General features: G+C 72.0%; 16 protein-coding genes. 8 read left to right on the top strand and 8 right to left on the bottom strand.

All coding sequences use genetic code 11. The features are described from left to right. Nucleotides 1-21: 21 nt before the first annotated feature. Both IA22_RS0118790 and IA22_RS0118785 read right to left on the bottom strand, forming a co-directional pair. Entirely contained in the window at nucleotides 22-1638 is a 1617-nt protein-coding gene (locus IA22_RS0118790; RefSeq protein ID WP_030124230.1) for an L-lactate permease, read from the bottom strand. Nucleotides 1639-1800: 162 nt separating this feature from the next. After that, on the bottom strand, nucleotides 1801-2172 hold the full coding sequence (locus IA22_RS0118785) for a DUF3499 domain-containing protein (RefSeq protein WP_014155912.1): 372 nt from the start codon (nucleotides 2170-2172) through the stop codon (nucleotides 1801-1803). Between the two features lie 332 nt (nucleotides 2173-2504). Between IA22_RS0118785 and IA22_RS0118780 the strand changes: the two genes are divergently transcribed. Beyond that, entirely contained in the window at nucleotides 2505-2933 is a 429-nt protein-coding gene (locus IA22_RS0118780; RefSeq protein WP_014155911.1) for a metallopeptidase family protein, read from the top strand. A gap of 20 nt (nucleotides 2934-2953) precedes the next feature. On the opposite strand, the gene IA22_RS0118775 is transcribed toward IA22_RS0118780, so the two are convergent. The 3 genes from IA22_RS0118775 to IA22_RS0118765 all read right to left on the bottom strand — a co-directional run bounded on the left by IA22_RS0118775 (nucleotide 2954) and on the right by IA22_RS0118765 (nucleotide 8919). Further along, the gene (locus tag IA22_RS0118775) at nucleotides 2954-4519 is read right to left on the bottom strand and encodes a DUF5719 family protein (RefSeq protein ID WP_030124229.1); all 1566 of its coding nucleotides are present in this window, start codon (nucleotides 4517-4519) and stop codon (nucleotides 2954-2956) included. After that, nucleotides 4516-8382 carry a glycosyltransferase family 2 protein gene (locus IA22_RS0118770; protein ID WP_030124228.1) on the bottom strand — a complete coding sequence of 1289 codons (3867 nt, stop codon included), beginning with the start codon at nucleotides 8380-8382 and terminating at the stop codon, nucleotides 4516-4518. The genes IA22_RS0118775 and IA22_RS0118770 overlap by 4 nt, the downstream gene beginning before the upstream one ends. A 273-nt stretch (nucleotides 8383-8655) precedes the next feature. Then, nucleotides 8656-8919 (bottom strand): WhiB family transcriptional regulator, encoded by a 264-nt coding sequence (locus IA22_RS0118765; RefSeq protein WP_014155908.1) that lies wholly within the window; start codon nucleotides 8917-8919, stop codon nucleotides 8656-8658. Between the two features lie 650 nt (nucleotides 8920-9569). Here IA22_RS0118765 and IA22_RS0118760 point away from each other — a divergent pair. The 3 genes from IA22_RS0118760 to IA22_RS0118750 all read left to right on the top strand — a co-directional run bounded on the left by IA22_RS0118760 (nucleotide 9570) and on the right by IA22_RS0118750 (nucleotide 12480). After that, nucleotides 9570-10109: a cysteine dioxygenase gene (locus IA22_RS0118760; protein WP_030124227.1), complete on the top strand. Its 540-nt coding sequence runs from the start codon at nucleotides 9570-9572 to the stop codon at nucleotides 10107-10109. Between the two features lie 89 nt (nucleotides 10110-10198). After that, the gene (cofD, locus tag IA22_RS0118755; protein ID WP_030124226.1) at nucleotides 10199-11155 is read left to right on the top strand and encodes a 2-phospho-L-lactate transferase; all 957 of its coding nucleotides are present in this window, start codon (nucleotides 10199-10201) and stop codon (nucleotides 11153-11155) included. Then, entirely contained in the window at nucleotides 11152-12480 is a 1329-nt protein-coding gene (locus tag IA22_RS0118750; protein WP_030124225.1) for a coenzyme F420-0:L-glutamate ligase, read from the top strand. The genes cofD and IA22_RS0118750 overlap by 4 nt, the downstream gene beginning before the upstream one ends. Before the next feature lie 26 nt (nucleotides 12481-12506). Here IA22_RS0118750 and IA22_RS0118745 read toward each other — a convergent pair whose 3' ends face one another. The 3 genes from IA22_RS0118745 to IA22_RS0118735 all read right to left on the bottom strand — a co-directional run bounded on the left by IA22_RS0118745 (nucleotide 12507) and on the right by IA22_RS0118735 (nucleotide 16270). Beyond that, nucleotides 12507-13505 (bottom strand): DNA-3-methyladenine glycosylase family protein, encoded by a 999-nt coding sequence (locus tag IA22_RS0118745; protein WP_030124224.1) that lies wholly within the window; start codon nucleotides 13503-13505, stop codon nucleotides 12507-12509. A 142-nt stretch (nucleotides 13506-13647) separates the two neighbouring features. Beyond that, nucleotides 13648-14739, bottom strand: coding sequence for a mannose-1-phosphate guanylyltransferase (manB, locus tag IA22_RS0118740; RefSeq protein ID WP_014155903.1), 1092 nt, complete (start codon nucleotides 14737-14739; stop codon nucleotides 13648-13650). Between the two features lie 79 nt (nucleotides 14740-14818). After that, entirely contained in the window at nucleotides 14819-16270 is a 1452-nt protein-coding gene (locus IA22_RS0118735; RefSeq protein WP_014155902.1) for a peptidoglycan recognition protein family protein, read from the bottom strand. A gap of 139 nt (nucleotides 16271-16409) precedes the next feature. Here IA22_RS0118735 and IA22_RS0118730 point away from each other — a divergent pair, with 139 nt between their 5' ends. The 4 genes from IA22_RS0118730 to IA22_RS0118715 all read left to right on the top strand — a co-directional run bounded on the left by IA22_RS0118730 (nucleotide 16410) and on the right by IA22_RS0118715 (nucleotide 22444). Next, entirely contained in the window at nucleotides 16410-17162 is a 753-nt protein-coding gene (locus IA22_RS0118730) for a TIGR03089 family protein (RefSeq protein ID WP_030124223.1), read from the top strand. 186 nt (nucleotides 17163-17348) lie between these two features. Next, a complete protein-coding gene (locus IA22_RS0118725) occupies nucleotides 17349-18734 on the top strand; it encodes an LCP family protein (RefSeq protein WP_030124222.1) in 1386 nt (461 codons plus the stop codon). A 223-nt stretch (nucleotides 18735-18957) separates the two neighbouring features. After that, nucleotides 18958-20712: an LCP family protein gene (locus tag IA22_RS0118720; RefSeq protein WP_209443741.1), complete on the top strand. Its 1755-nt coding sequence runs from the start codon at nucleotides 18958-18960 to the stop codon at nucleotides 20710-20712. Nucleotides 20713-20761: 49 nt separating this feature from the next. Further along, entirely contained in the window at nucleotides 20762-22444 is a 1683-nt protein-coding gene (locus tag IA22_RS0118715) for an LCP family protein (protein ID WP_015577445.1), read from the top strand. Nucleotides 22445-22468: the final 24 nt, after the last annotated feature.

Here is a 22468-nt window from a genome sequence, read left to right as displayed (position 1 = left end):
CCGGCGGCCCAAGGCCGCCGGTCAGGGGAGCATCCAGCCCAGCACCGCCGTGCTCTGGGCCGTCACGACCAGGCACATCACCAGCAGCAGGCCGAGGCTCCACGGCAGGACCTTGCGCAGCAGATCACCCTCGCGTCCGGCGAGACCGACGGCCGCGCAGGCGATCGTCAGGTTCTGCGGGGAGATCATCTTGCCCAGCACTCCCCCGGAGCTGTTGGCGGCGGCGAGGAGCTCCGGCGAGAGGCCGGACTCCCGTGCCGCGGAAACCTGGAGGGCTCCGAAGAGGGCGTTGGCCGAGGTGTCGGAGCCGGATACGGCGACTCCGAACCAGCCGAGCACCGGGGAGAGGAACGCGAGCCCGGCGCCGGCCGCCGCGACGGACTGGCCGATGGTGGCCGCCTGCCCGGAGAGGTTCATGACGTAGGCGAGGGCGAGCACGGACGTGACGGTGAGGATCGCGTACCGCAGTTCGTGCACGGTGGCCGCCCATTCCCGGGCCGCGGCCCCGGCCCGTACGCCGATCACGGCGGCGGTGACGAGGCCGGCAAGCAGGACGAGGGTGCCTCCGGTGCCGAGGAGCGGGAGGGTGAACACGTTGGCTCCGACCGGTTCCCCGTCGGGGCCCGCGACGTCGAGGAACGGCCAGTCGAAGACCTGGGTCGCCTCGGCCAGCAGCCGCTTCACGGGCGGGATCTGGGCGATCGAGAACACGACGACGATCAGGGCGTAGGGGGCGTAGGCGCGCAGCACCTCGCGGCGCGGGTCCTCCTGGTCGAGGTCATCGCTGCGTACGCCGGTGAGCACGGCCGCGCGTACGGGTTCGTCGGCGGGCCTGCGGGCGCCGGGAAGCGCGATCAGCGCACCCGCGCCGACGAGTGCGGCGGCGATGTCGGCGAGCTGGGCGGAGACGAAGTTGGACGCGGCGAACTGCGCGACAGCGAAGGCCACTCCGCAGACGAGCGCGGGCATCCACGTCTCCCGCAGCCCCCGCCTGCCGTCCACCAGGAAGACCAGGATCAGCGGGACGACGAGGGCGAGCAGCGGCGTCTGCCGGCCGACGACCGTGGCGACGTCGTCCAGCGGCAGACCGGTGACCTGAGCGAGCGTCACCACGGGTGTGCCCATGGCGCCGAAGGCGACGGGGGCGGTGTTGGCGACGAGGGAGACGACCGCGGCCTTCACCGGGTCGAAGCCGAGCGCGACGAGCATCACCGAGCAGATCGCGACGGGTGCGCCGAAGCCGGCCAGCGCCTCCAGCAGCGCGCCGAAGCAGAAGGCGATGACCAGCGCCTGGATGCGGGGGTCGCCGGAGACACGGCCGAACGAGCGCCGCAGGATGTCGAAGTGCTGGGTGCGGACGGTCATCCGGTACACCCAGAGGGCGTTGACCACGATCCACATGATGGGGAAGAGCCCGAAGAGGACGCCCTGCGCACCCGCGGACAAGGTCTGACCGAGGGGCATGCCGAAGGCCGGCCAGGCGACGAGCACGGCGACGGCGAGCCCGATGAGTCCGGCGCGGTGGGCCTTCATCCGGACGACGCCGAGCAGGACGAGAACGGTCACCAGCGGCAAGGAAGCGACAAGAGCGGACAGGGCGAGCGAATCGGCTACGGGTTCGAGTTGCTGGACAAACACACAGACCTCCCCGGATTCCGTGATGCGGAAGCGATCTCTCACGGGTGGGGGCATGGTCGTGTCCGCGACAAGCCGACGTCAATGCTCCGCACCGGAAAACTTCCCGCCGCCCGGCCCGGGACGGGTGTGACAGGCGGGACGGGCGGTGCGAGCGGAAGGAGTTCAGGACTCCGGGGAGCGCAGCACCCGGAGATGTCCGCGACGGGCGACCTCGACCGGGTCCGCCGCTCGCGGTCCCCGGCCGCCCTGCTGCCGGTCCTGGGGACGGGCCGCCTCACGCACGGCGTTGGCCAGGGCTTCGAGATCGTCGTTGCTGGGGCGCGTGGGGGCCGACGGGTCGGCGAGCCGGACTACCTCCCAGCCGCGTGGCGCGGTGAGCCGCTCGCCGTGCTCGGCGCAGAGGTCGTAGCAGTGGGGCTCGGCATAGGTGGCGAGCGGGCCGAGGACCGCGGTCGAGTCGGCATAGACGTACGTCAGTGTCGCGACGGCGGGACGGCCGCACGCGGTTCGCGAACAGCGACGTACAGGGCTCACGATGTTGGACGGTACCGCACTCTTGAGCGGGCTGCGACGACCCTCCCCCGGCTCACCCCCTCGTGTCGCCCCTCGGACCGGCTCCCGCACACCTCCCGCGCAACCGTTCCGACCTGCGCGGAAGGCGTTGAGCGCGGGCGCGTACGGGGGTGCGCGGGCGGGGTGGTGGTCATCGGGAAGAACATGAGCGGTCGTTCCGCGCCAAGCCGGCGATCGGAGCAGGGCCCGAAACAGCACTCGGTTCCGGCCCGAACGCTCATACCGGATCATCCGGCGGGCCGGACCGGAAGCCGTGATCGTCCCCGCCCGAGGAGGGTTACGCTGCGTCGGTGATGGACAGTTCCGTACCGCCCCTCCCGCCCGAGCCGCGGCCCCGCCGCCGCGACCGCCACGGCCGCGGCATGCGTGGACCTGTCGCACCGCCGCAGGTGCCGCTGTCCGTGAGCAGGGCCGAGAGCTTCCGCGATCTGGTGCAGGACTCCGTGGAGCGGCTGGAGCGGCGCTGGCCGCAGCTGACCGATGTCGACTTCCTGGTCCTCGACGTGCCCGGCTCGCTGGAGGACACCGTGCCCCTGGGGCGCGCCCTGTCCGCCGTGAAGGGGCAGCCCGCGCAGATCGTCGTCTACCGGCGGCCCGTCGAGATCCGCACCAAGAGCCGCGACGAGCGCGCCCTGCTGGTGCACGAGGTCGTGGTGGAGCAGGTCGCGGAGCTGCTCGGCCTCTCCCCGGAGTCGGTCGACCCGCGCTACGGGCAGGACTGAGCCGCCCGTAGCGCGCGCCCTCAGTCGTCCAGGACCGTCAGGTCCTGCTCCGCCGCGGGCACTTCGACCGTGCCCCCGTCGTCCGGCAGCGTCTGCACGGTGAACATGTCGATCCCGCTCTCCTTCAGCGTGAGCGTGCGGGCCGCGTGCACCGGTCCGCCCGACTCCGACTCCACCGTCAGGGCGTAGCCGCCCTTCAGGCCGGCCGGGATCTCGGGGGTGACCTCGAGCGTCGTACCGCTCTTGACCGTGTACGTCTTGACGGACGCCGAGCCGCCCTCGCTGCCCTCCGACGTCGTGACCTTGACCTTGGCCGTCTCTCCCGGGGCGGTCAGGGAGAGCACCGAGCCCTTGGCCCGGTTGTCGGCGACGGTCGCGCGCTCGCCCACGGGGCCGGTCGCGGGAATGAACGCCACTTCCTGCTTGGCGCCGGTACCGCGCACCACACGCAGCGCGGCGACCACCGGGGTCCGGCTGCCGTCGGCGGGGGACAGCCGGAGTGAGCCGGGTTCGCCCCGTGTGACGTCCTTGAGGTCGATGCTCGCGGTCATACGGGACTTGATGTGCAGGGTGGAGTTCCCGGCCGGGGAGAACGTCGCGTTCTTGCCCATGAGCTGCACCTTCACATCGGCGTCGTCCTCTCCGGGCGCGAAGGCCACCAGGCGTACGGAGGTCGCGTCGGCCGGGATGCCGGGCAGGATCTGGGTGCTCGCCGGGTCGGCGGAGGCAGCCAGCCAGTCGCTGCCCACCTCGTCCTCGGCGGCGCTCACCACCGCGCCGACTCGCCCCGTCCGGGTGGTGACATGGACGGTGACGTTCTCGGCGGCCTCGCTGGTCAGGGTCGAGATCAGCATGGGGACGCTCGACCTCGCCGGGACCGTGATGCCCTCCCCGACATCGGACTTGAGGGCGCCCTCGGCGCCGTAGAGCTCGATGTCGGCGACGGCGGCGGTGTCGTCGGGGTTGGTCAGGTGGACGTAGTCCTGGCGGGACGCCCCGGTGCTCGCGCCGGGGAACCAGAAGTCCGTGTCCGGGGCGGTGCAGCTGGCGCCGAGAAGGCCGCGGGCACCGCCGGCGGCGGCGACGGTGGTCTGCTGTGCGGCCCAGCCGGGGGCGAAGCTGCCGGTGGCGGTGCCGACCAGGGCGGGGGCGTCGGACTTGGAGGTCTCGGCGGTGGCGGGCTTCCCCAGGCCCTTGAGGGAGATGACGGGCTTGGAGTCCGCCGCCTTGTCCTCGTCCCCCTTGTCGCCCTTGGCGTCCTCGTCCTTCTTGTCGTCCTTCTTGGCCTCGTCGTCCTTGTCCGCGGGCGTGTCCTCGTCCGCGGGGAGGGGCTCCGCCGGCGTCAGCTCGGCCGCGCCGGCCTCACCGCCGCCCTCCCCCGCCGGGGTGAAGGACGTGTAGGTCGTGTCCGCCAGATCGGACGTGCTCGGCGCGGGGCAGAGCAGGCTGGAGCGCTCGACGGGAAGCCGGGCAGCCGCCTTCGCCTCCGTAACGCCCTCGTCGCCCGGCGCGGTGAGCGCGGCGAAACCGGTGACGGCGGCGAGGGCGACGACGCCCGCGACGAGGGACAGGGGGGTGGACTTCACTCGGTCTCGCCTCGCGATGCGTTGCCGTTGCCGTTGCCGTGCGGCCACGGGCCCTGGCCCGGGGTCGTGTTCTCGTCGTGCCCGTCATGCCCGTCATAGGGGGCGGCTTCGCCCGTCCCGGTGGCGTAGGGCTGCTGCTGGGCGTAGCCGTACGGGTCGTAGGCGCCCTGCTGCTGGTACGGGTCCTGCTGGTAGGGATCGGGCTGGTAGTACTGGCCGGCGTCCTGCCCGCCCTGGTACCGGCCGGTCTCCTGCCCGCCCTGGTACTGGCTGTAGTCGGCGCCCTGGTACTGCTGGGCGTCCCACTCGCCGTAGTTCTGCTGCGGCACCGCGGCGTAGGTTCCCGTCCCGTCCTGGTCGCCCGGGACGGCCGCGTAGGTGGCGGTCCCGTCCTGGTCGCCCTGGACCGCGTACGGATCGGAGCCGTCCTGGCCCCCCGGGACCGCCGCGTACGGGTCGGTGCTCTGCTGGGCCGGGATGTACTCCCCCGGCGCCTGCTCGGTGGTGCCACCGGTCTCGTCGCCGTGTCCCGGCACCGTGCCGTCGCCGGTGTACGCCGCCCCTGCCGGATCGTCGCCCACCGCGGCCGCTTCGGCCTGGGCGGCCGCGCGCAGCCTGCGTGCCCGGCGTCCCTCACCGGCGACCGGTTCGGCCGCAACGGCCTCGGTCTCCTCGGGGAGGTCGTCGTCGATCTCCCGGCGGCGGCCCGGCAGTGCCAGGACCACCAGGACCACGCCGAGCGCCACCTGCGCCCAGACCCAGGCGGTGTGTGTGAGGGGTGCGTCGTACGTCAGGTCCAGGGTGCCGCCCTCGGTGGGGAGCTCGAAGCCCTGCGCCCAGCCGTCCACCGTCTTCGGGGTCAGCGCACGGCCGTTGAGCGTGGCCTGCCAGCCCGGGTCGGCCACGTCGGCGACACGGAGGATCCGGCCGGTGTCACCCTCGGGAATCCTGGTGTGCGCCTCGACCGGCAGCGAACCGACGGGCACCGGCTCGGCGCCCTTGCCGGAGGGGACGATCGCGAGCCGGGAGACCTGCCGGTCCACCCGCCACAGGGCGCTCCCGTCCAGCTGGCTGAGCCTGCTCAGGCCCGGGGTCGAGTCCAGCACCCGGCTCATCTGCCGGGGCGCCCCGTCCCGTACGAGGACGTAGCGGATCGCGAAGCCGCTGAGCTGGCTTCCCTGGTCGGCGCCGGAGCCCGCGACCAGGTTGGCGACGACCTTGTCGAGGTGGCTGTTGCTGCCGCCGGCCTCGGTCAGCTCGGCGTCGCCCAGACGGGCGCCGGAGCCGCGGACCAGGGTGTAGGAGACGGCGTCCGGTGACGTGCCCCCGAGCACGAGGGTGCGGGCCTGGTCGCGGGTGCTGCTCTCCTCCGCGACGAACGCGGGCACCTGCACGGGGTCGCGGCGCTCGATCGGGCCGGCCGCGCCGCCGATCATCCAGCCGGCCGCGGCCAGGGCCGGGGCGAGCCCGGCGGCCAGGGCGATCAGCGCGGCGACCGGCTGACGCCAGCCGAAGCTCAGGGCTGCGACCCGGACCCGGGCGCCGTCGGCGCCGAGCAGCGCCGCGGTCAGCAGCGCGATGCCGTAGACCAGGGTGGCGGGTCCCGCCCAGGTGGAGCCGTTGGCGACCGCCGCGAAGAGCAGGGAGACCAGCACCACGACCCACGCGGTACGGATCGCGAACTGCCGTTCCCCGCGCAGCAGCGCGGCCAGCGCCGCCAGCACGATGCCCAGCAGCAGGACACCGCCCGCGGCCTTGGGGCCGCCGGGGCTGATGCCGAGCAGGTCGAGGGCCGAGGCGGTGCCCGCACCCATGTCGAGCCCCGCCTCCTTCAGGAAGCCGGACGGGCTCGACAGCAGGGACAGCGACCAGGGCGCGAGGACCAGGATCGGGGTCCCGGCGGTGGCCAGGAAACGCAGTCCGTACGCGGTGATGTCGCCCCGGCGGAGCACGAGCACCCCGAGGCCGAGGACCACCGCGAGCGGCCAGACGATCGGGGTGAAGGCCGTCGTGAGGGTGAGCAGCAGGGTGTACGCCCAGGTGGCGCGCCAGCTGCCGCGTGCGGTGGAGTCGTCCCCCCGCAGCCCGTGCGCGGCGACGGCGGCGCGGGCGACCAGCGGGAGCAGGACGGCCAGGACGGCCGTGCCGAGACGGCCGGTGGCGAGCGCTCCGGTGGCGGCGGGCAGGAAGGCGTACGCGACGCTCGCCCAGGCCCGCAGCAGCCGGGACTCGATCAGCGGCCGGGAGGCGAAGTACGCGGTGAGTCCGGCGAGCGGGACCGAGCAGACCAGCAGGAGGGTGAGCGCGAAGCCCGTGGAGCCGAGGAACAGTGCCGACAGGGCGGCGAGCACACCGAGGTAGGGGGGCGCGGTCTGGGTTCCGCCGGTACCGACGGTGTGCCAGGCGTCCGCGTAACGCCCCCAGAGGTCGGAGACGTCGGCGGGGGCGGGCAGCAGCGCGCCGCCCGCGAGGGCGCCGCTGCCGAGGAGACCCCGGCAGGCGACCAGCGAGACGAGGAGGAGGAGAGCGAAGAGCACGGGGCCGGGCTTGCGGCCGACCTTCTTGAGCCGTGCGAACTGTTCGACCTCCAGGAAGTCCGCGTCGTCACCGCCGGGCCCGGACTCGACGGCCCCGTGCCGTGAGCCGCCGGAGTCGGAGTCGGTGCGGTTGCCGAAGTTTCCGGCGACCTGCTCGACGGTGGCACGGACCGTGGCTCCGGGCGGTGGGAAGAGCGACCTCAGCTCGGACGCGTCCACCGCCCCTCTGCCGCGCGCGCGCCGGGCGGCGAGGATCCGTCCGGGGCGCAGCAGGGTGCCGAAGAGCCCGGCGACCTCGTCGAGCGCCTGGCCGGGCACCTTCCCGACGAGGTAGGCGAGGGTCCGGAGCAGGGTGCCGACGAGGAGGCGCAGCAGGGCCCACGGCAGCTGCTTGCCGCGGGCGTTGACGAGCATCGTGTAGACGGCGCCGGCCTTGTCGACACGGTGCGGGCTGGCGACCGAGCGTCCGGCGCAGTCGATGGGGCGGCGTTCCCTGGCGGAGGCCTCGGCGTGCCGGAGCACGGCGTCGGGGGCGACGAGCACCCGGTGGCCGGCCATGTGGGCACGCCAGCACAGGTCCACGTCGTCACGCATCAGCGGGAGCCTGCGGTCGAAGCCGCCGAGCTCCTCCCAGACGTCGCGGCGGACCAGCATGCCCGCGGACGAGACGGAGAGGACGGTGCGTACCTGGTCGTGCTGGCCCTGGTCCTGCTCGCGGCGGTCCAGCCCGGTCCAGCGGCGTCCGCTGTTGGCGATCGAGACGCCGACCTCGAGGAGCTGCTTGCGGTCGTACCAGCCGCGCAGCTTGGGGCCGACGATCGCGGCGTGCTTGTCGTTGTCGACGACGCGGAGCATCTCGGCGAGCGCGTCCGGCTCGGGGGCACTGTCGTCGTGCAGCAGCCAGAGCCACTGCACGGGTTCGCCGTGCGGGAGTTCCGGCAGGTCGTACGCGTCGTCGCGCCAGGTGCGGGTGACCGGGTCCCAGCCGCTGGGACGCTTCAGGTACGGCAGGTCGTCGGGGGTGAGGACGCCGGCCGTGCGGGTCGCCTCGTCGACGGCGGTGCCGAAGCTCGTACGCCGTGCCAGGTGGAGGACGCGCTCACCGCCGAGCGCCTCGGTGACCAGGCGGGCGGAGTCGTCGGCGCTGCCGGTGTCGGCGGCGACGACGTTCTGTACGGGGCGCTCCTGCCCGAGCAGTCCGCCGAGCACGTGGGGCAGCCAACGTGCGCCGTCGTGGGAGACGAGCACGGCGGTGACGACGTGCCGGGGGAACTCGGGGGCGGCGGCGGCCTCGTTCGGCGCCGCCGTGTGGCTGTGCACGGACATCGGGGTTCGGGCCCTCCGGCCGGATCCGGAGGGGGCTCCCCCGGGGGCTGCATCGGTGTACACGCGCGCCGCGGCGGGGCGTTGGCGCGTCTCTCGGACGGGGCCCCACACTAACGGTACGGATGTCCGCCCCGCGCCGATCGGTTGACCGGCGAGAACCGGGGGCCGCCGGAGATGCCGGAGATGGCCGGACATGCCGATGGCCCGGGGGTCACGCCCTGCGTACAGGGTGCGGCCCCCAGGCCACCGGAGTCACGGCGTGGTGGAGCGGCGTCAGATGGCCGCCTTCTTCAGACGTCGTCGCTCCCTCTCGGAGAGACCGCCCCAGATCCCGAAGCGTTCGTCGTTGTTGAGGGCGTACTCGAGGCATTCCGAGCGGACTTCGCAGGCGAGGCAGACCTTCTTGGCCTCCCGGGTGGAGCCGCCCTTCTCAGGGAAGAAGGACTCGGGATCGGTCTGGGCGCACAGCGCGCGCTCCTGCCAGCCGAGCTCCTCGTCCGCGTCGTCGACCAGCAGTTGCTGGAACAGCTCGGTCATGTGCGCCCCTCGTCTGTCTCTTGCGTCCCCGTGATGCGGCCGATGTCGATGCGGCCGAACAACACGAGTGAAATTACAAGTGTGTAGCTTCGGGCCAGTCAAGCGAAGATCTGCTATTGGCCTCGGTATTCACTCTGTGGAACCAAGCGTATGCAGAAAGTGTCCAAATCACCAAAAATCTGACATATGACACGAGTGTCGGCCTCGGCCACCTCTCATCGGGTGAGACGAACAGGACCGCCTCGATGTCTCGATCTGATCACCGAAGCGACCAGGATCACAGCAAGATCACAAGCCCTGAACCGCGTTTGGACACACGGCTGATGCGCCACCTTGCCGCTCCGGCGGCAGGTAAAACCTTTCTTCACCCCTTCAACCGGATGGAGTGAAACATTGCCGCCAAATCGGGCATTGAGTTGACAGAAAGCGCATCGTGCCGGTCTCCTTGGCTTCATGCCAGCGACCGCAGCGATGTACACGACCCACACCCGTGGGTTCCGTACCGCTGTCCAGGCCCGCTGTTGCTGTTCCAGCTGTCACAGCTGTTGAAGCCGTAGCGCTCCAGCTCTGATCCAGCCTTCTCCACCGCATTCCGGTCTTCGCGACACCCCCACGTACGCGCATCCACATGCCGAGGAACCACCGCACCCATGAACAGCGACAGCGACCTCTCCATCGCCGGCGACATCCTCGAGGTCCAGCACCTTCTCCAGCCGGCCCGTCCTCACCCCTCCACCGTGTCCGAGTTCGTCGGGCTCGCCCTCTCCATCGCCGCGGACCGCGACCGGTGGGCCCCGCTCGTCCGGTACGACACCACCACCCGCTGGTACCACCGGCTCCGGTCGGTTCCCCAGGCCCTCGGCTCCACCCGGGCGGAGGAGATCCCCATCGGCTACGAGGTCTGGCTGCTGAGCTGGGTCCCCGGCCAGGGCAGCGGACGCCATGACCACGGCCTCTCCTCCGGCGTACTCACGGTGCTGGAAGGCGAGTTGACCGAGCACACGGCACGCGGTGCGCAGCCTCTTGGCTCCGGCTCCCAGCGCGTCTTCGCGCCCGGCTACGTCCACGAGGTCGTCAACGACTCCCTGGAACCCGCCGTCAGCCTGCACATCTACTTCCCCGGCCTGACCGACATGCCGATGCACTCGGCACAGTGCGCTCCCGCCGCCCAGGACGTAGTACCGGCCTGACCACCCGGCGAAGGGCACTCGCAGCACGAAGGCCCGTCGCCCGCGACCACCCCCACAACGATCAGGCTCCGCCTGACAGACTGTGGGGCATGCGCATTGTGGTTCTGGCCGGCGGTATCGGTGGTGCTCGTTTCCTGCGTGGCCTCAAACAGGCCGCGCCCGACGCGGACATCACGGTGATCGGCAACACCGGCGACGACATCCATCTGTTCGGGCTGAAGGTCTGCCCCGACCTCGACACCGTGATGTACACCCTCGGTGGCGGCATCAACGAGGAGCAGGGCTGGGGGCGCGCCGACGAGACCTTCCAGGTCAAGGAGGAGCTCGCGGCGTACGGCGTGGGGCCCGAGTGGTTCGGCCTCGGCGACCGTGACTTCGCCACCCACATCGTCCGTACGCAGATGCTCGGCGCCGGCTATCCGCTCAGCGCGGTCACCGAGGCCCTCTGCGCACGCTGGAAGCCGGGGGTCCGGCTGATCCCGATGTCCGACGACCGCGTCGAGACGCATGTGGCGGTGGAAGCGGACGGCGAGAGCAAGGCGGTCCACTTCCAGGAGTACTGGGTGAAGCTGCGGGCCTCCGTACCGGCGCAGGCGATCGTGCCGGTCGGCGCGGAGCAGGCCAAGCCCGCCCCCGGTGTGCTGGAGGCCGTCGCCGAGGCCGACGTCATCGTCTTCCCGCCGTCCAACCCCGTCGTCTCCGTGGGCACCATCCTCGCCGTGCCCGGCATCCGTGAGGCCATCGCCGAGGCAGGGGTCCCCGTCGTCGGGCTGTCCCCCATCGTCGGCGACGCCCCTGTGCGGGGCATGGCCGACAAGGTGCTCGCCGCGGTGGGCGTCGAGGCCACCGCCGCGGCCGTCGCCCAGCACTACGGTTCCGGGCTGCTCGACGGCTGGCTCGTCGACACCGTGGACGCCGGAGCGGTCGACGAGGTCGAGGCGGCGGGCATCCGCTGCCGCGCCGTCCCGCTGATGATGACCGACGTGGACGCCACTGCGGAGATGGCCCGCCAGGCCCTGGCGCTGGCCGAGGAGGTACGGGCATGAGCGGTGGGCCCGCGGACGGGGCGCCCTCGTACCGGGTGTGGGCGCTGCCCGGGATCCCCGAGGTGCAGCAGGGCGACGACCTCGCGAAGCTGATCGCCGCGACGGAACCGGGCCTGGTGGACGGCGACGTCCTGCTGGTCACGTCGAAGATCGTCTCCAAGGCGGAGGGCCGGATCGTCGAGGCGACGGACCGGGAGGCGGCGATCGACGCCGAGACCGTCCGGGTCGTCGCACGGCGCGGGACGCTCCGGATCGTGGAGAACAGGCAGGGACTCGTCATGGCCGCCGCCGGCGTCGACGCGTCGAACACTCCGGCGGGGACGGTGCTTCTGCTGCCCGAGGACCCGGACGCCTCGGCCCGCGCCGTCCGGGACGGTCTGCGGGACGCGCTCGGGGTCGAGGTCGGCGTCGTCGTCACGGACACCTTCGGGCGTCCCTGGCGCAACGGTCTGACGGACGTGGCGATCGGCGCCGCCGGGGTCAAGGTGCTGGACGACCTCCGGGGCGGCACCGACGGGTACGGCAATCCGCTGAGCGCCACCGTCGTGGCCACGGCCGACGAGCTGGCCGCCGCCGGTGACCTGGTGAAGGGCAAGGCGTCCGGGCTGCCGGTCGCGGTGGTACGCGGTCTTCCCCATGTGGTGGCGGACGCCGACGCGTCCGGGGACGACGGGGCCCGGGCGATGGTGCGGGTCGCGGCCGACGACATGTTCCGGCTGGGTACGTCCGAGGCCGTGCGGGAAGCCCTGAGTCTCCGCCGCACCGTGCGGGAGTTCACCGACGAACCGGTCGACCCCGGCGCCGTACGCCGTGCGGTGGCCGCGGCGGTCACGGCCCCCGCGCCCCACCACACGACCCCCTGGCGGTTCGTGCTGCTGGAGTCGCAGGGCGCGCGGACCCGGCTGCTGGACGCCATGCGCGACGCGTGGATCGCGGATCTGCGGCGGGACGGCCGCAGCGAGGAGTCCGTCGCGAAGCGGGTGCGTCGCGGCGACGTGCTGCGCAACGCCCCGTATCTGGCGGTGCCGTGCCTCGTGACCGACGGCGCGCACACCTACGGGGACGAGCGCCGGGACACCGCGGAGCGCGAGATGTTCGTGGTCGCGGCCGGCGCCGGCGTGCAGAACTTCCTGGTGGCGCTGGCGGGTGAGCGACTCGGCTCGGCGTGGGTGTCGTCGACGATGTTCTGCCGGTCCGTGGTCCGCGAGGTCCTGGACCTCCCGGACACCTGGGACCCGCTGGGCGCGGTGGCGGTGGGGCATCCGAAGGGGGCGGCTCCGCCACGGGCCGCACGCGACGCCGAGGCGTTCCTCACTGTGCGCTGAGAACGGGCCGGCCCGGTGGCGTGGGCCTAGAGCCGGGCGATGTCGCGCGGCGTCATCTTGGGGGCACGGCGGGCCGGGGTGTGGCCCGAGAGCATGATCAGGCGGGTCGCGCGGTGCCGCTGGCCCTCGTACGGGGCGAGGAGCTCCAGCATCTCCTCGTCGTCGGCGTTCCGGTTGCCCGCGAGCGCGTGGCCGACGATCCCCGGCAGGTGGAGGTCCCCGACCGTGACCGCGTCGGCCGCGCCGTTCGAACGCTGGAGGGTCTCCGCCGCCGTCCAGGGGCCGATGCCCGGAATCAGCTGGAGCCTGGCCATCGCCTCGGGAAGGTCCATCGCGGCGGCCTCCTCCATGCGCCGGGCCACCCGGACCGCGCGGAGGATCGTCGCGGAGCGCTTGGAGTCCACACCCGCGCGGTGCCACTCCCAGGACGGGACGAGCGACCAGGTCCTGGCATCGGGCATCACGTAGAGGCCGTGCGTGCCGAACGTCACGCCGACGGGGCCCGGGGCGGGCGTCCCGTAGGTGCGGACCAGCAGGCGCCAGGCGCGGTACGCCTCGTCGGTGGTGACCTTCTGTTCCAGGATCGACGGGATCAGGGACTCCATGACGAGCCCGGTGCGCAGCAGGCGCAGGCCGGGCCGCCGGTGCTGGGTCAGGGCGAGCAGCCGGTGCCGCGGACGGAAGTCGTCCGGGGTGTCGCCCGCGCCCAGCAGCGCCGGGAGACCGTCCAGCAGCCACTGTGCGCCGGGGCCCCACGCCGTGGCCGAGACCGTGCCGTCGTGGGCCGCCGAGACGCGCAGGGTGCCGGGACCGGCCGGTGTGCGGGTCGCCCGCCAGAAGGTCCCGTCGGGCAGTGCGCGAAAGGCGGGGTCCGCCGGGCCGCGCCGCAGCGGGCTGAGGACCAGCCGCAGGTCGAGCGGCCCCGGCGGGGTCCAGGTCCGTGACGTGGCGGACGCCGCACCGGCACCGGACCCGGGCTCCTGTCGGGGCACGGCGGTGTTGCGGGGTACGAAGCGTCCTGCCACGGGTCGGTTCCTCGGTCGTCGGGGGGTGCCTATCGAGGGTAAGGCCGACGGGGCCCGGACACCGTCCGGCGGGAGTCCCGCACCGGACGAGGACGCCCGTCCACCGTCCGGTGGGGCACCCGCACCGGTGGAGGACGTCCGTTCACTGGTCGGACGAGAAGCGGACCGAGGCGTCGGGCAGGACCGCGCCGCACCAGATCCGGATTCCGTCGCGCAGTTCGTTGTCGGCGCCGACGTGGGCGCCGTCGCCGATCACCGCGCCGGTGAGGACCGAACGGCTGCCGATCCGGGCACCCGCGCCGATCAGCGAGTCCGTGACCACCGCGCCGGGTTCGACGACGGCGCCGTCCAGCACGGTGGAGCCCGTGATCCTGGCGCCCTCGCCGATCACCGCGCCCTCGCCGACGACCGTGCCGCCGGAGAGCTTGGCGTCGGCGGCGACGGACGCGGTGGGCAGGACGAGCCGGTCGCCGCAGCGCCCGGGGACGGCGGGGGACGGGGCGCGGCCGAGGACCAGGTCCGCCGAGCCGCGGACGAAGGCCTGCGGGGTGCCGAGGTCGAGCCAGTAGGTGGAGTCCACCATGCCCTGGAGATGGGCGCCGGAGGCCAGCAGCCCGGGGAAGGTCTCCCGCTCCACGGAGACCGGCCGCCCGGCCGGAATCGTGTCGACGACCGACCGGCGGAAGACGTACGCCCCCGCGTTGATCTGGTCGGTGACTATCTCCTCGGGTGTCTGCGGCTTCTCCAGGAAGGCCGTCACCCTGCCCGTGTCGTCGGTCGGCACGAGGCCGAAGGCGCGCGGGTCCTCCACCCTGGTGAGGTGGAGGGAGACGTCCGCCCCGGAGGTGGCGTGCGCGGCGACGAGGGCCCGGATGTCGAGACCGGTGAGGATGTCACCGTTGAACACGATGACGGGTTCGTCCGGGCCCGAGGTCAGCCGCGACGCCACGTTCCGGATGGCACCGCCGGTACCGAGGGGTTCGTCCTCGGTGACGTACTCGATGGAGAGGCCGAGCGACGAGCCGTCACCGAAGTACGGCTCGAACACCTCCGCGAGGTAGGACGTCGCGAGCACGATGTGCTCCACCCCGGCGGCCCTGGCACGCGCCAGTTGGTGCGTGAGGAACGGCACCCCGGCGGCCGGGACCATCGGCTTCGGGGTGTGCACCGTGAGCGGACGCAGCCGGGTGCCCTTGCCACCGACCAGGAGGATCGCTTCTCTTGCCTCTGTCACAGCACCGTCTCTGCTTCCTGCTGGGGCCGGGCCTCGTTTCGGCTGGCCAGTGTATGCAGACCGTGAGGAGGCCTCCCGGTCAGCGGCCCTGCAGCTTCGCCGAACTGGTCCGGGCCGTGCCGAGCTTCTTGTAGAGACGGATTCCTGGGCATTCGGTTGCGAAACCGTCGCGGTGCCCGGAGATGACGTTGAGTTTGGCCTTCGCACCCTTCTTGTACTTGCCGCTGCCACCGGAGACAAGCGTGACCTTGCCCTTGGGGTTGCGGCCGAACAGACCGAGCTTCCATGCCGTGAGCTTGGCGATGGCGGTGACGGCGGCGGCGGGCGGGTTCTTCGAGCTGTACGTCCCGAGTACGGCGATGCCCATGCTGTTGGTGTTGAACCCGAGGGTGTGGGCCCCGAGAACGGCCTTCGTCACGCCTCCGGCGCGGCCTTCGTAGATGTTCCCGCACTTGTCGACGGCGAAGTTGTAGCCGAAGTCCCGCCAGCCGCTGCTCTTGACGTGGTAGCGGTAGATACTGCGCAGGACGGAGGGCGCCTGGGCGCAGGTGTAGTTGTTGCCGGTGGCGCTGTGGTGGATGAAGGCGGCCTTGACGGTCGAGGTGTAGGCGAAGGCGCGTTCGCGCAGGCTCTCGTCGGCGCCCCAGCCCTTGCGGGTGACGATGCGGGGCCGCGGCCCCACGAACGGCTTGGCGCCCGCCGCGACGACCGCCTGCTCCTCCGACTCGGCCTTGCTCAGGGCGGGGATCTCGGCGGCGCCCAGCGGAGCGAGGTCCGCGTTGACCGCGGAGCTCTCGGCGGCGGCCATGGTGAGGCCCGCGAAGTCCGGGAGCGCGCCCGGCTGCGCCACCGCCGTGGCGGGCGTCGCGACCCCGGCCGACGGAGTGACGGCGGACGGGGTGCCCGTGGTGGGGGTGGCTTCGGCGCGCGGCTGTTCCGGGTCGTCGCCCGGGTCGACGAGTTCCACCTGGAGGCCGGCGGGGAGCGGAGCGGTGTCCGCGGAGCCGCTCCGCGGTCCGGCGTTCTCGGAACGGACGCGCACCTCGACGCCGTCCGAGTCGCCGACCCAGAGCGGGGCCGTGGAACCGCGCACCGTGCCCGACTCGCGCTCGGGGCTGCCCGCGTCGGCGGCGTGGTCGGTGTTGTGCGTCTCCAGCGACTGCCAGCCGGACCAGCGGGTCGTGCCGGTCGCACGGGTACGGACCTGGACGGTGCCGTGGAGCTCGGCGTCGGCGTCGTCCCAGACCACACCGACCAGGGAGAAGCGGTGGGAGTCGCGGCGCAGGAGGCCCCGGGCGGCGTCGGGGTGCAGGGACTCGGTGGGTTCACCGGTGGCCCGCGGGAGTGCTCCGGTGAGCGGCCGCAAGGGCAGTGACTGGGTCGAACCCGCGGGTTCGCCGGGGGATGCCGCGGGCGCCTGTGCGACCGGGGCCCGGGCGGGGGCGGGGGCGGCGGGAGCGGGCGCGGCGAGCGGAAGGGTGAGTGCCGTCGCGCAGGTTACGCCGATCGAGGTTGCAAGAAGTGCACGCATACAGGAAATAGTTGGCAGAGTCCGGCATGTCCGGCTACTGGAGTAAAGCCGCCACCAGTTGACGCACCGTCTGCCGACCGGTGTACGGGGCACCCGTCGGGCCCCGCCGGTCCGCCGCCCGCCGCGTACCCTTGCGCGGATGAACGCCAGTGATCGCACCCCCGCCGACCTGCTGCGATCCGCGCTCGCCGCGGACCCCGCCCGACCTCTGGTCACTTTCTACGACGACGCAACCGGAGAGCGCGTCGAACTGTCGGTGGCCACCTTCGCCAATTGGGTGGCCAAGACCGCCAATCTGCTCCAGGGCGACCTGGCCGCCGAGCCGGGTGACCGGCTCGCCCTGCTGCTCCCCGCCCACTGGCAGTCGGCGGTCTGGCTGCTGGCCTGCTCGTCCGTGGGTGTCGTCGCCGAGGTGCAGGGCGACCCGGCCGGCGCCGATCTGGTCGTCAGCGGACCGGACACGCTCGACCGGGCCCGTGCCTGCCGGGGCGAGCGGATCGCCCTGGCCCTGCGCCCGCTGGGCGGCCGTTTCCCGCAGTCGCCCGAGGGTTTCGCGGACTACGCGGTGGAGGTCCCCGGCCAGGGTGACCGCTTCGCCCCGTACGCCCCGGTGGACCCGGCGGCCCCCGCCCTGACCGTGGGCACAGTGAGCATGACGGCGGAGCAGCTGGTCGCGCGGTCCCGTGAGGACGCGGCGGAGCTGGGACTCGGCCCGGGGTCCCGGCTGCTGACAGGGCGTACGTACGACACCTGGGAGGGGCTGTCCGCGGGCCTCTTCGCGCCGCTGGCGGCCGGTGGCTCGGTGGTGCTCTGCCGTCACCTGGACCGGCTGGACGCGGACGGGCTGGCCAAGCGCGTCGAAAGCGAGCGGATCACCGGCACCGCGGTATGACAAGCGCCCCTGGGGCCACTCGTCCGGCCCATGGCGGGCCGAGCCCCCGGGACTGAGCACCGACGGCGGTACATGATCGGTCGTTGTGGGGCATCGTCGAGAACGCGGCCTGAATGCACAACCAAGCGTGAGGTTCAGCCGTCTACTTCTGCGACCGGCGGCCCCTCGCGCCGCCGAACGTGAAGGATGGACGCAGACGTGAGCGACAGCCCCGGCACCCCGGCCGAACCGGACCGCCCGGACGACCCGGCCGGGGGCGAGCCGGACGGGGAGTCGCGGGACGCGTCCGGCCCCGCCCCCCAGGACGGGACGTCCGCCGCGCCCCCCGGCGCCTCCGAGACCGGTGACGCCGGGGCGGGAGACGGCGGGAGCGACGGCGACGCGGCGCCCGGGACCTGGGGTGAACGCCCCGAGCGCGGGCCGGACGGCAGGCGCCACTGGCTGCGCTGGACCGCGCTCGCCGCCTCGTTCCTCGTCCTGGTCGCCGCCGGCGTCGGCTGGTGGCTGTACAAGAAGCTCGACGGCAACATCACGACCGACACGAGTGCCGCCGCCGAGCTCAAGGCCTACGAGAAGGACCGCCCGCTGCCGATCGCGCGGAACGCCCAGAACATCCTGCTCATCGGCTCCGACACCCGCTCCGGCGACAACAGCGCCTACGGGCGGGACGACGGCGGAAGCCAGCGTTCGGACACGACGATCCTGCTGCACCTCGCGGCCGACCGCAGGAGCGCGACGGCGGTGTCGATCCCGCGTGACCTGATGACCGACATCCCGAGCTGCCACACGGGCGAGGGCAAGGCGACGAAACAGCAGTTCGCGCAGTTCAACTGGGCCTTCGAACTCGGCGGCACGGCCTGCACGATCCGTACGGTCGAGAAGATGACCGGCATCCGCGTCGACCACCACATGGTCATCGACTTCAACGGCTTCAAGGACATGGTCGACGCCGTGGACGGTGTCGAGGTCTGCCTCAAGAAGCCGGTCGACGACGCCGACGCCCACCTCAAACTCCCCGCGGGCCGTCAGAAGCTCGACGGCGAGGAGGCACTGGGATACGTCAGGGCCCGTAAGTCGATCGGCAACGGCAGCGACACCGAACGCATGGACCGCCAGCAGAAGTTCCTGGGCGCTCTGGTCAACAAGATGCAGAGCAACGGGGTGCTGCTGAACCCGACGCGGCTGTACCCGGTGCTCGACGCGGCGACCAGGTCGCTCACCACGGACCCGGGTCTGGACTCCCTGAGGGACCTGTACGACCTGGTCCGCGGGATGCGGAACGTGCCGACGGAGAAGGTGCAGTTCCTGACCGTCCCCCGGACCGAGTACCGCGCCGACCCGAACCGCGACGAACTCGTACAGCCGGACGCCGACCGGCTGTTCAAGCAGTTGCGTGAGGACGAACCCGTCGCCGTGGTCCCCGCCGACCGGCTCGACGCGGGTGATTCACAGACGGGTCACAGTTCCGGGAAGGATCCGTCCGGCCAGGAGTCCGGCGATACGGCCGGGAGCCCGACCCCCGCCCCCACGTATTCGGGGTCGAATGCGGCGGACGACCCGTGCGACTCGTAAAACAATTGCCAAGCAGTGGACGACAATCGGAGCGGAATAGGCGTAATGCCCGGTTGTAAGGAGCGTGGAATGTGTCACGCGCGTCCCCTGTGGCCGATTCAGCCGGATAGTGTGACGCGATCCGGTGCTCGCGGCCAACAGGCCGCGCACGGCCGGACCGAGCGACCGAGCGTCCGGCCGGGGAGGGCGTCTCGCGTGGCACCAACAAAGGATTCAGGACACCGTGGACGGGCATAGCCGTGGACGGGCGGACGAAAGTCCCGCCGACCAGTGGGTGCTCAACCCACGGACCGGCAATTACGAATTGCGACTGGACAACTCCGGAAGAGAGTCGTCGGAACCTCCGCGCGCGCGGGACCGCTCGGGGGCTTCACGCCCACGGGAGCGTTCCGCGCCCTCACACCCACGCGACCGCTCCGGCAGTCGGCAGGAATCCGCTTCCCTCCGTGGCGAGGTGCCCGCGCAGCGGGCCCGGAGGCAGCCGGGACAGGGGCGCGGGCAGCAACCGCCGGCCGCCCGCAACGGCCGCAGGAAGTTCTCGGCGCGGCGGAAAAGGGCCCTGCTGTGGACCTGCGGGGTCACGGCGTTCGTGATCGTCGCCGGCTCGGCGGGCGCCTACGCGCTCTACCAGAAGTTCAACGGCAACCTGGACACCGTCGACGTCGGTGACGCGGGCAGCAAGAACGTCGCCGGCGAGGGCCCGCTCGACATCCTGGTCATCGGCACCGACAAGCGCACCGGCGAGGGCAACGAGGGCTACGGCGACAAGGGCAGCGCGGGGCACGCCGACACCAACATCCTGTTCCACGTCTCCGCCGACCGGACCAACGCGACGGCGATGAGCATCCCCCGGGACCTCGTCACGGACATCCCGGACTGCACCACCAAACAGGCGGACGGTTCGCGGAAGGTCGTACCCGGAACGCGGAACGCGCGTTTCAACGTCAGCCTCGGCCAGGAGGGCCGCGACCCCGGCTGCACCATGCGGACGGTCAAGAAGATCACCGGCGTGTCGGTGGACCACTTCATGATGGTCGACTTCAACGCGGTGAAGACCCTCTCCACGGCCGTCGGCGGCGTCGAGGTCTGCCTGGACAAGGCGGTGCAGGACCCGGACTCCCACCTCGACCTGCCGGCGGGCAAGTCCACGGTCCAGGGGGAGGACGCGCTGGCCTTCGTCCGCACCCGGCACAGCTTCGGGAACCAGAGCGACCTCGACCGGATCAAGGTCCAGCAGCAGTTCATCGGCTCGATGATCCGTCGGATGAAGTCCGACGACACGCTGAGCGACCCGGGCAAGCTCTTCGATCTCGCCGACGCGGCGACCAAGGCGCTCACCGTGGACTACGGGATCGGGTCGATCAACAAGCTGACCTCCCTCGCCCGGGAACTCGGCAGGATCGACACGAAGAACATCACCTTCGTGACGATGCCGGTGAAGGACAACCCGGCCGAGCCGACACCGGTCACCGTGGTCCTGGAGCCGCAGAAGGCCGGACAGCTGTTCGCCATGCTGCGCTCCGACACCTCTCTCAGCGAGGTGAAGAAGAAGGAGCAGGCCGCCAGGAGCAAGCAGCAGGCGGTCCTGGAGGGCAGCAGGGCCGAGGCCGCCGACATACGCGTCGACGTGCTCAACGGCGGCGACATCACCGGCGCGGCGGGCGCGACCGTCGAATGGCTGCGGAGCGAGCAGGGGGTCACACAGTCTACGAACCGGGCGAACGCCCCGGCGAAGATCGACAGGACGACGCTGGCGTACGCGCCGGCCCAGGCGGACCAGGCCCGCGCGCTCGCGGACATCATGGGCCTGCCCGCCACCGCACTCAAGCAGGGGACGTCGGACACCGAAGGCCTTCAGGCGATGGTGCTGACCCTGGGGGCGGACTTCGAAGGGGCGGGGGTCCCTCTCACGGGTCCGGCGAAGGCGCCGGAGGACATCCAGAGGGCCGGCGCCGACACGGCGGTATGCGCGAAGTGACGACGGGTCGTCGCGCCACATCGGAATTCAGACGAGCAGGGGGGCCCTGGTGGGACGAAGCAGCACGCGCGAGGAGGGGACACGGCCGCGCAAAGGGCACGACGGACCGCAGGGCGACCGCGGAACCTCCGCGTCCGGCAGCCGGGCCGCCGGACGCGGAGGTCGCGGCCGCCGGCAGCCGTCCGCCGCACCGGAGGGCGGGGAGCAGCCGGCCGGCCCCGGCCGGGGGGCACGCCGGCCCGCCAAAGGCGGCAAGCGACGCATACTGCGCTGGGCGGCGTCGGTACTCGCGCTGCTCATACTCGGCACCGGCGGCGCCGGTTACCTCTACTACCGCCACCTCAACGCCAACATCAAGAAGGAGGACCTGACCCTCGGCGACAAGCAGATGGCCGACCACAAGGCCAATGCCGCCGGGCAGACCCCTCTGAACATCCTGATCATCGGCTCCGACGCCCGGGACTCCAAGGAGAACCAGAAGCTCGGCGGCGCCAAGGAGACCTTCGGGGGCACTCCGCTCGCGGACGTGCAGATGCTGCTCCACCTGTCCGCCGACCGCAGCAACATCTCCGTGGTGAGCATGCCCCGCGACACGATGCTCACGATGCCGAAGTGCACGGACCCGGACACGAAGAAGGTGTACCAGGCCAGCACGAAGCCCGTGCAGACGAACGAGAGCCTCGGCCGTGGCGGGCCCGGCTGCACGGTGGCCGCCTGGTACGAACTCACCGGCATCACGATCGACCACTTCATGATGATCGACTTCGCGGGTGTGGTCTCGATGGCCGACGCCGTCGGCGGCGTACCGGTCTGTGTCGACGCCAACGTCTACTCGCACGGCCTCGACGGCAAGGGCTCCGGGCTGAAGCTGAAGGAGGGCACCACCCCGGTCAAGGGCGAGCAGGCCCTCCAGTGGCTGCGCACCCGGTACGGCTTCGAGGACAACACCGACCTGGGGCGGGCGAAGGCCCAGCACCAGTACCTGAACTCGATGGTGCGTGAGCTGCGCAAGGGCACGAAGCTCACCGACCCGGGCAAGCTGATGGACCTCGCCGAGGCCGCGACGAACGCACTGACCGTCGACAAGGGGCTCGACACGGTCAAGAAGCTCTACGACCTGGCCGAGGAGCTCAAGAAGGCCCCGACGAACCGCATCACCATGACGACGATGCCGAACGTCTACGGGACGGGCTATCTCAGCGGCCGGGTGTTCCCCAAGCCCGGCGAGGCCGAGCAGCTGTTCCGCATGGTCCGGGAGGACATCCCGCTGGACGGCAAGGCCTCCGAGCGGAAGACCCCGGTCGCCAAGGACACCTCCGCACCGGTGGGCGAGATCGCGATCACCGTGCGCAACGCGACCGGCACGGACACCCAGGGCCCCGCGCGGGGCCGGGCGAACACGGTCAAGGACCAGCTGACCGAGGCGGGCTTCGCCAAGGCCGGCGTCGACTCCCAGGACGTCGAACCGGCGGCCACGACGGGGATCCTCTTCCCGAGCGCGGACCTGGAGGGTGACGCCCAGGCGGCCGCGAAGGCTCTCGGGATCCCGGTCTCGCAGGTCAAGAAGTCGACCGGTGTCTCGGGCATCGTGCTGGCCGTGGGCGCGGACTGGCGCGAGGACGGGGCCTACCCGGCCAAGGCGGGCAAGGAGAAGACGCCCGATTCGGCGGGTGCGCTCAACGGCGCCGACGAGGAGGCGTGCATGCACGTCAACCCGGGCTACACCTGGTAGGACACCGACGAGGAGGGGCCCGCC

Origin of the sequence: Kitasatospora papulosa (assembly GCF_000717245.1) — a bacterium.
Lineage (GTDB): Bacteria > Actinomycetota > Actinomycetes > Streptomycetales > Streptomycetaceae > Streptomyces > Streptomyces papulosus.
This window is presented reverse-complemented; position numbering and strand designations above follow the sequence as displayed.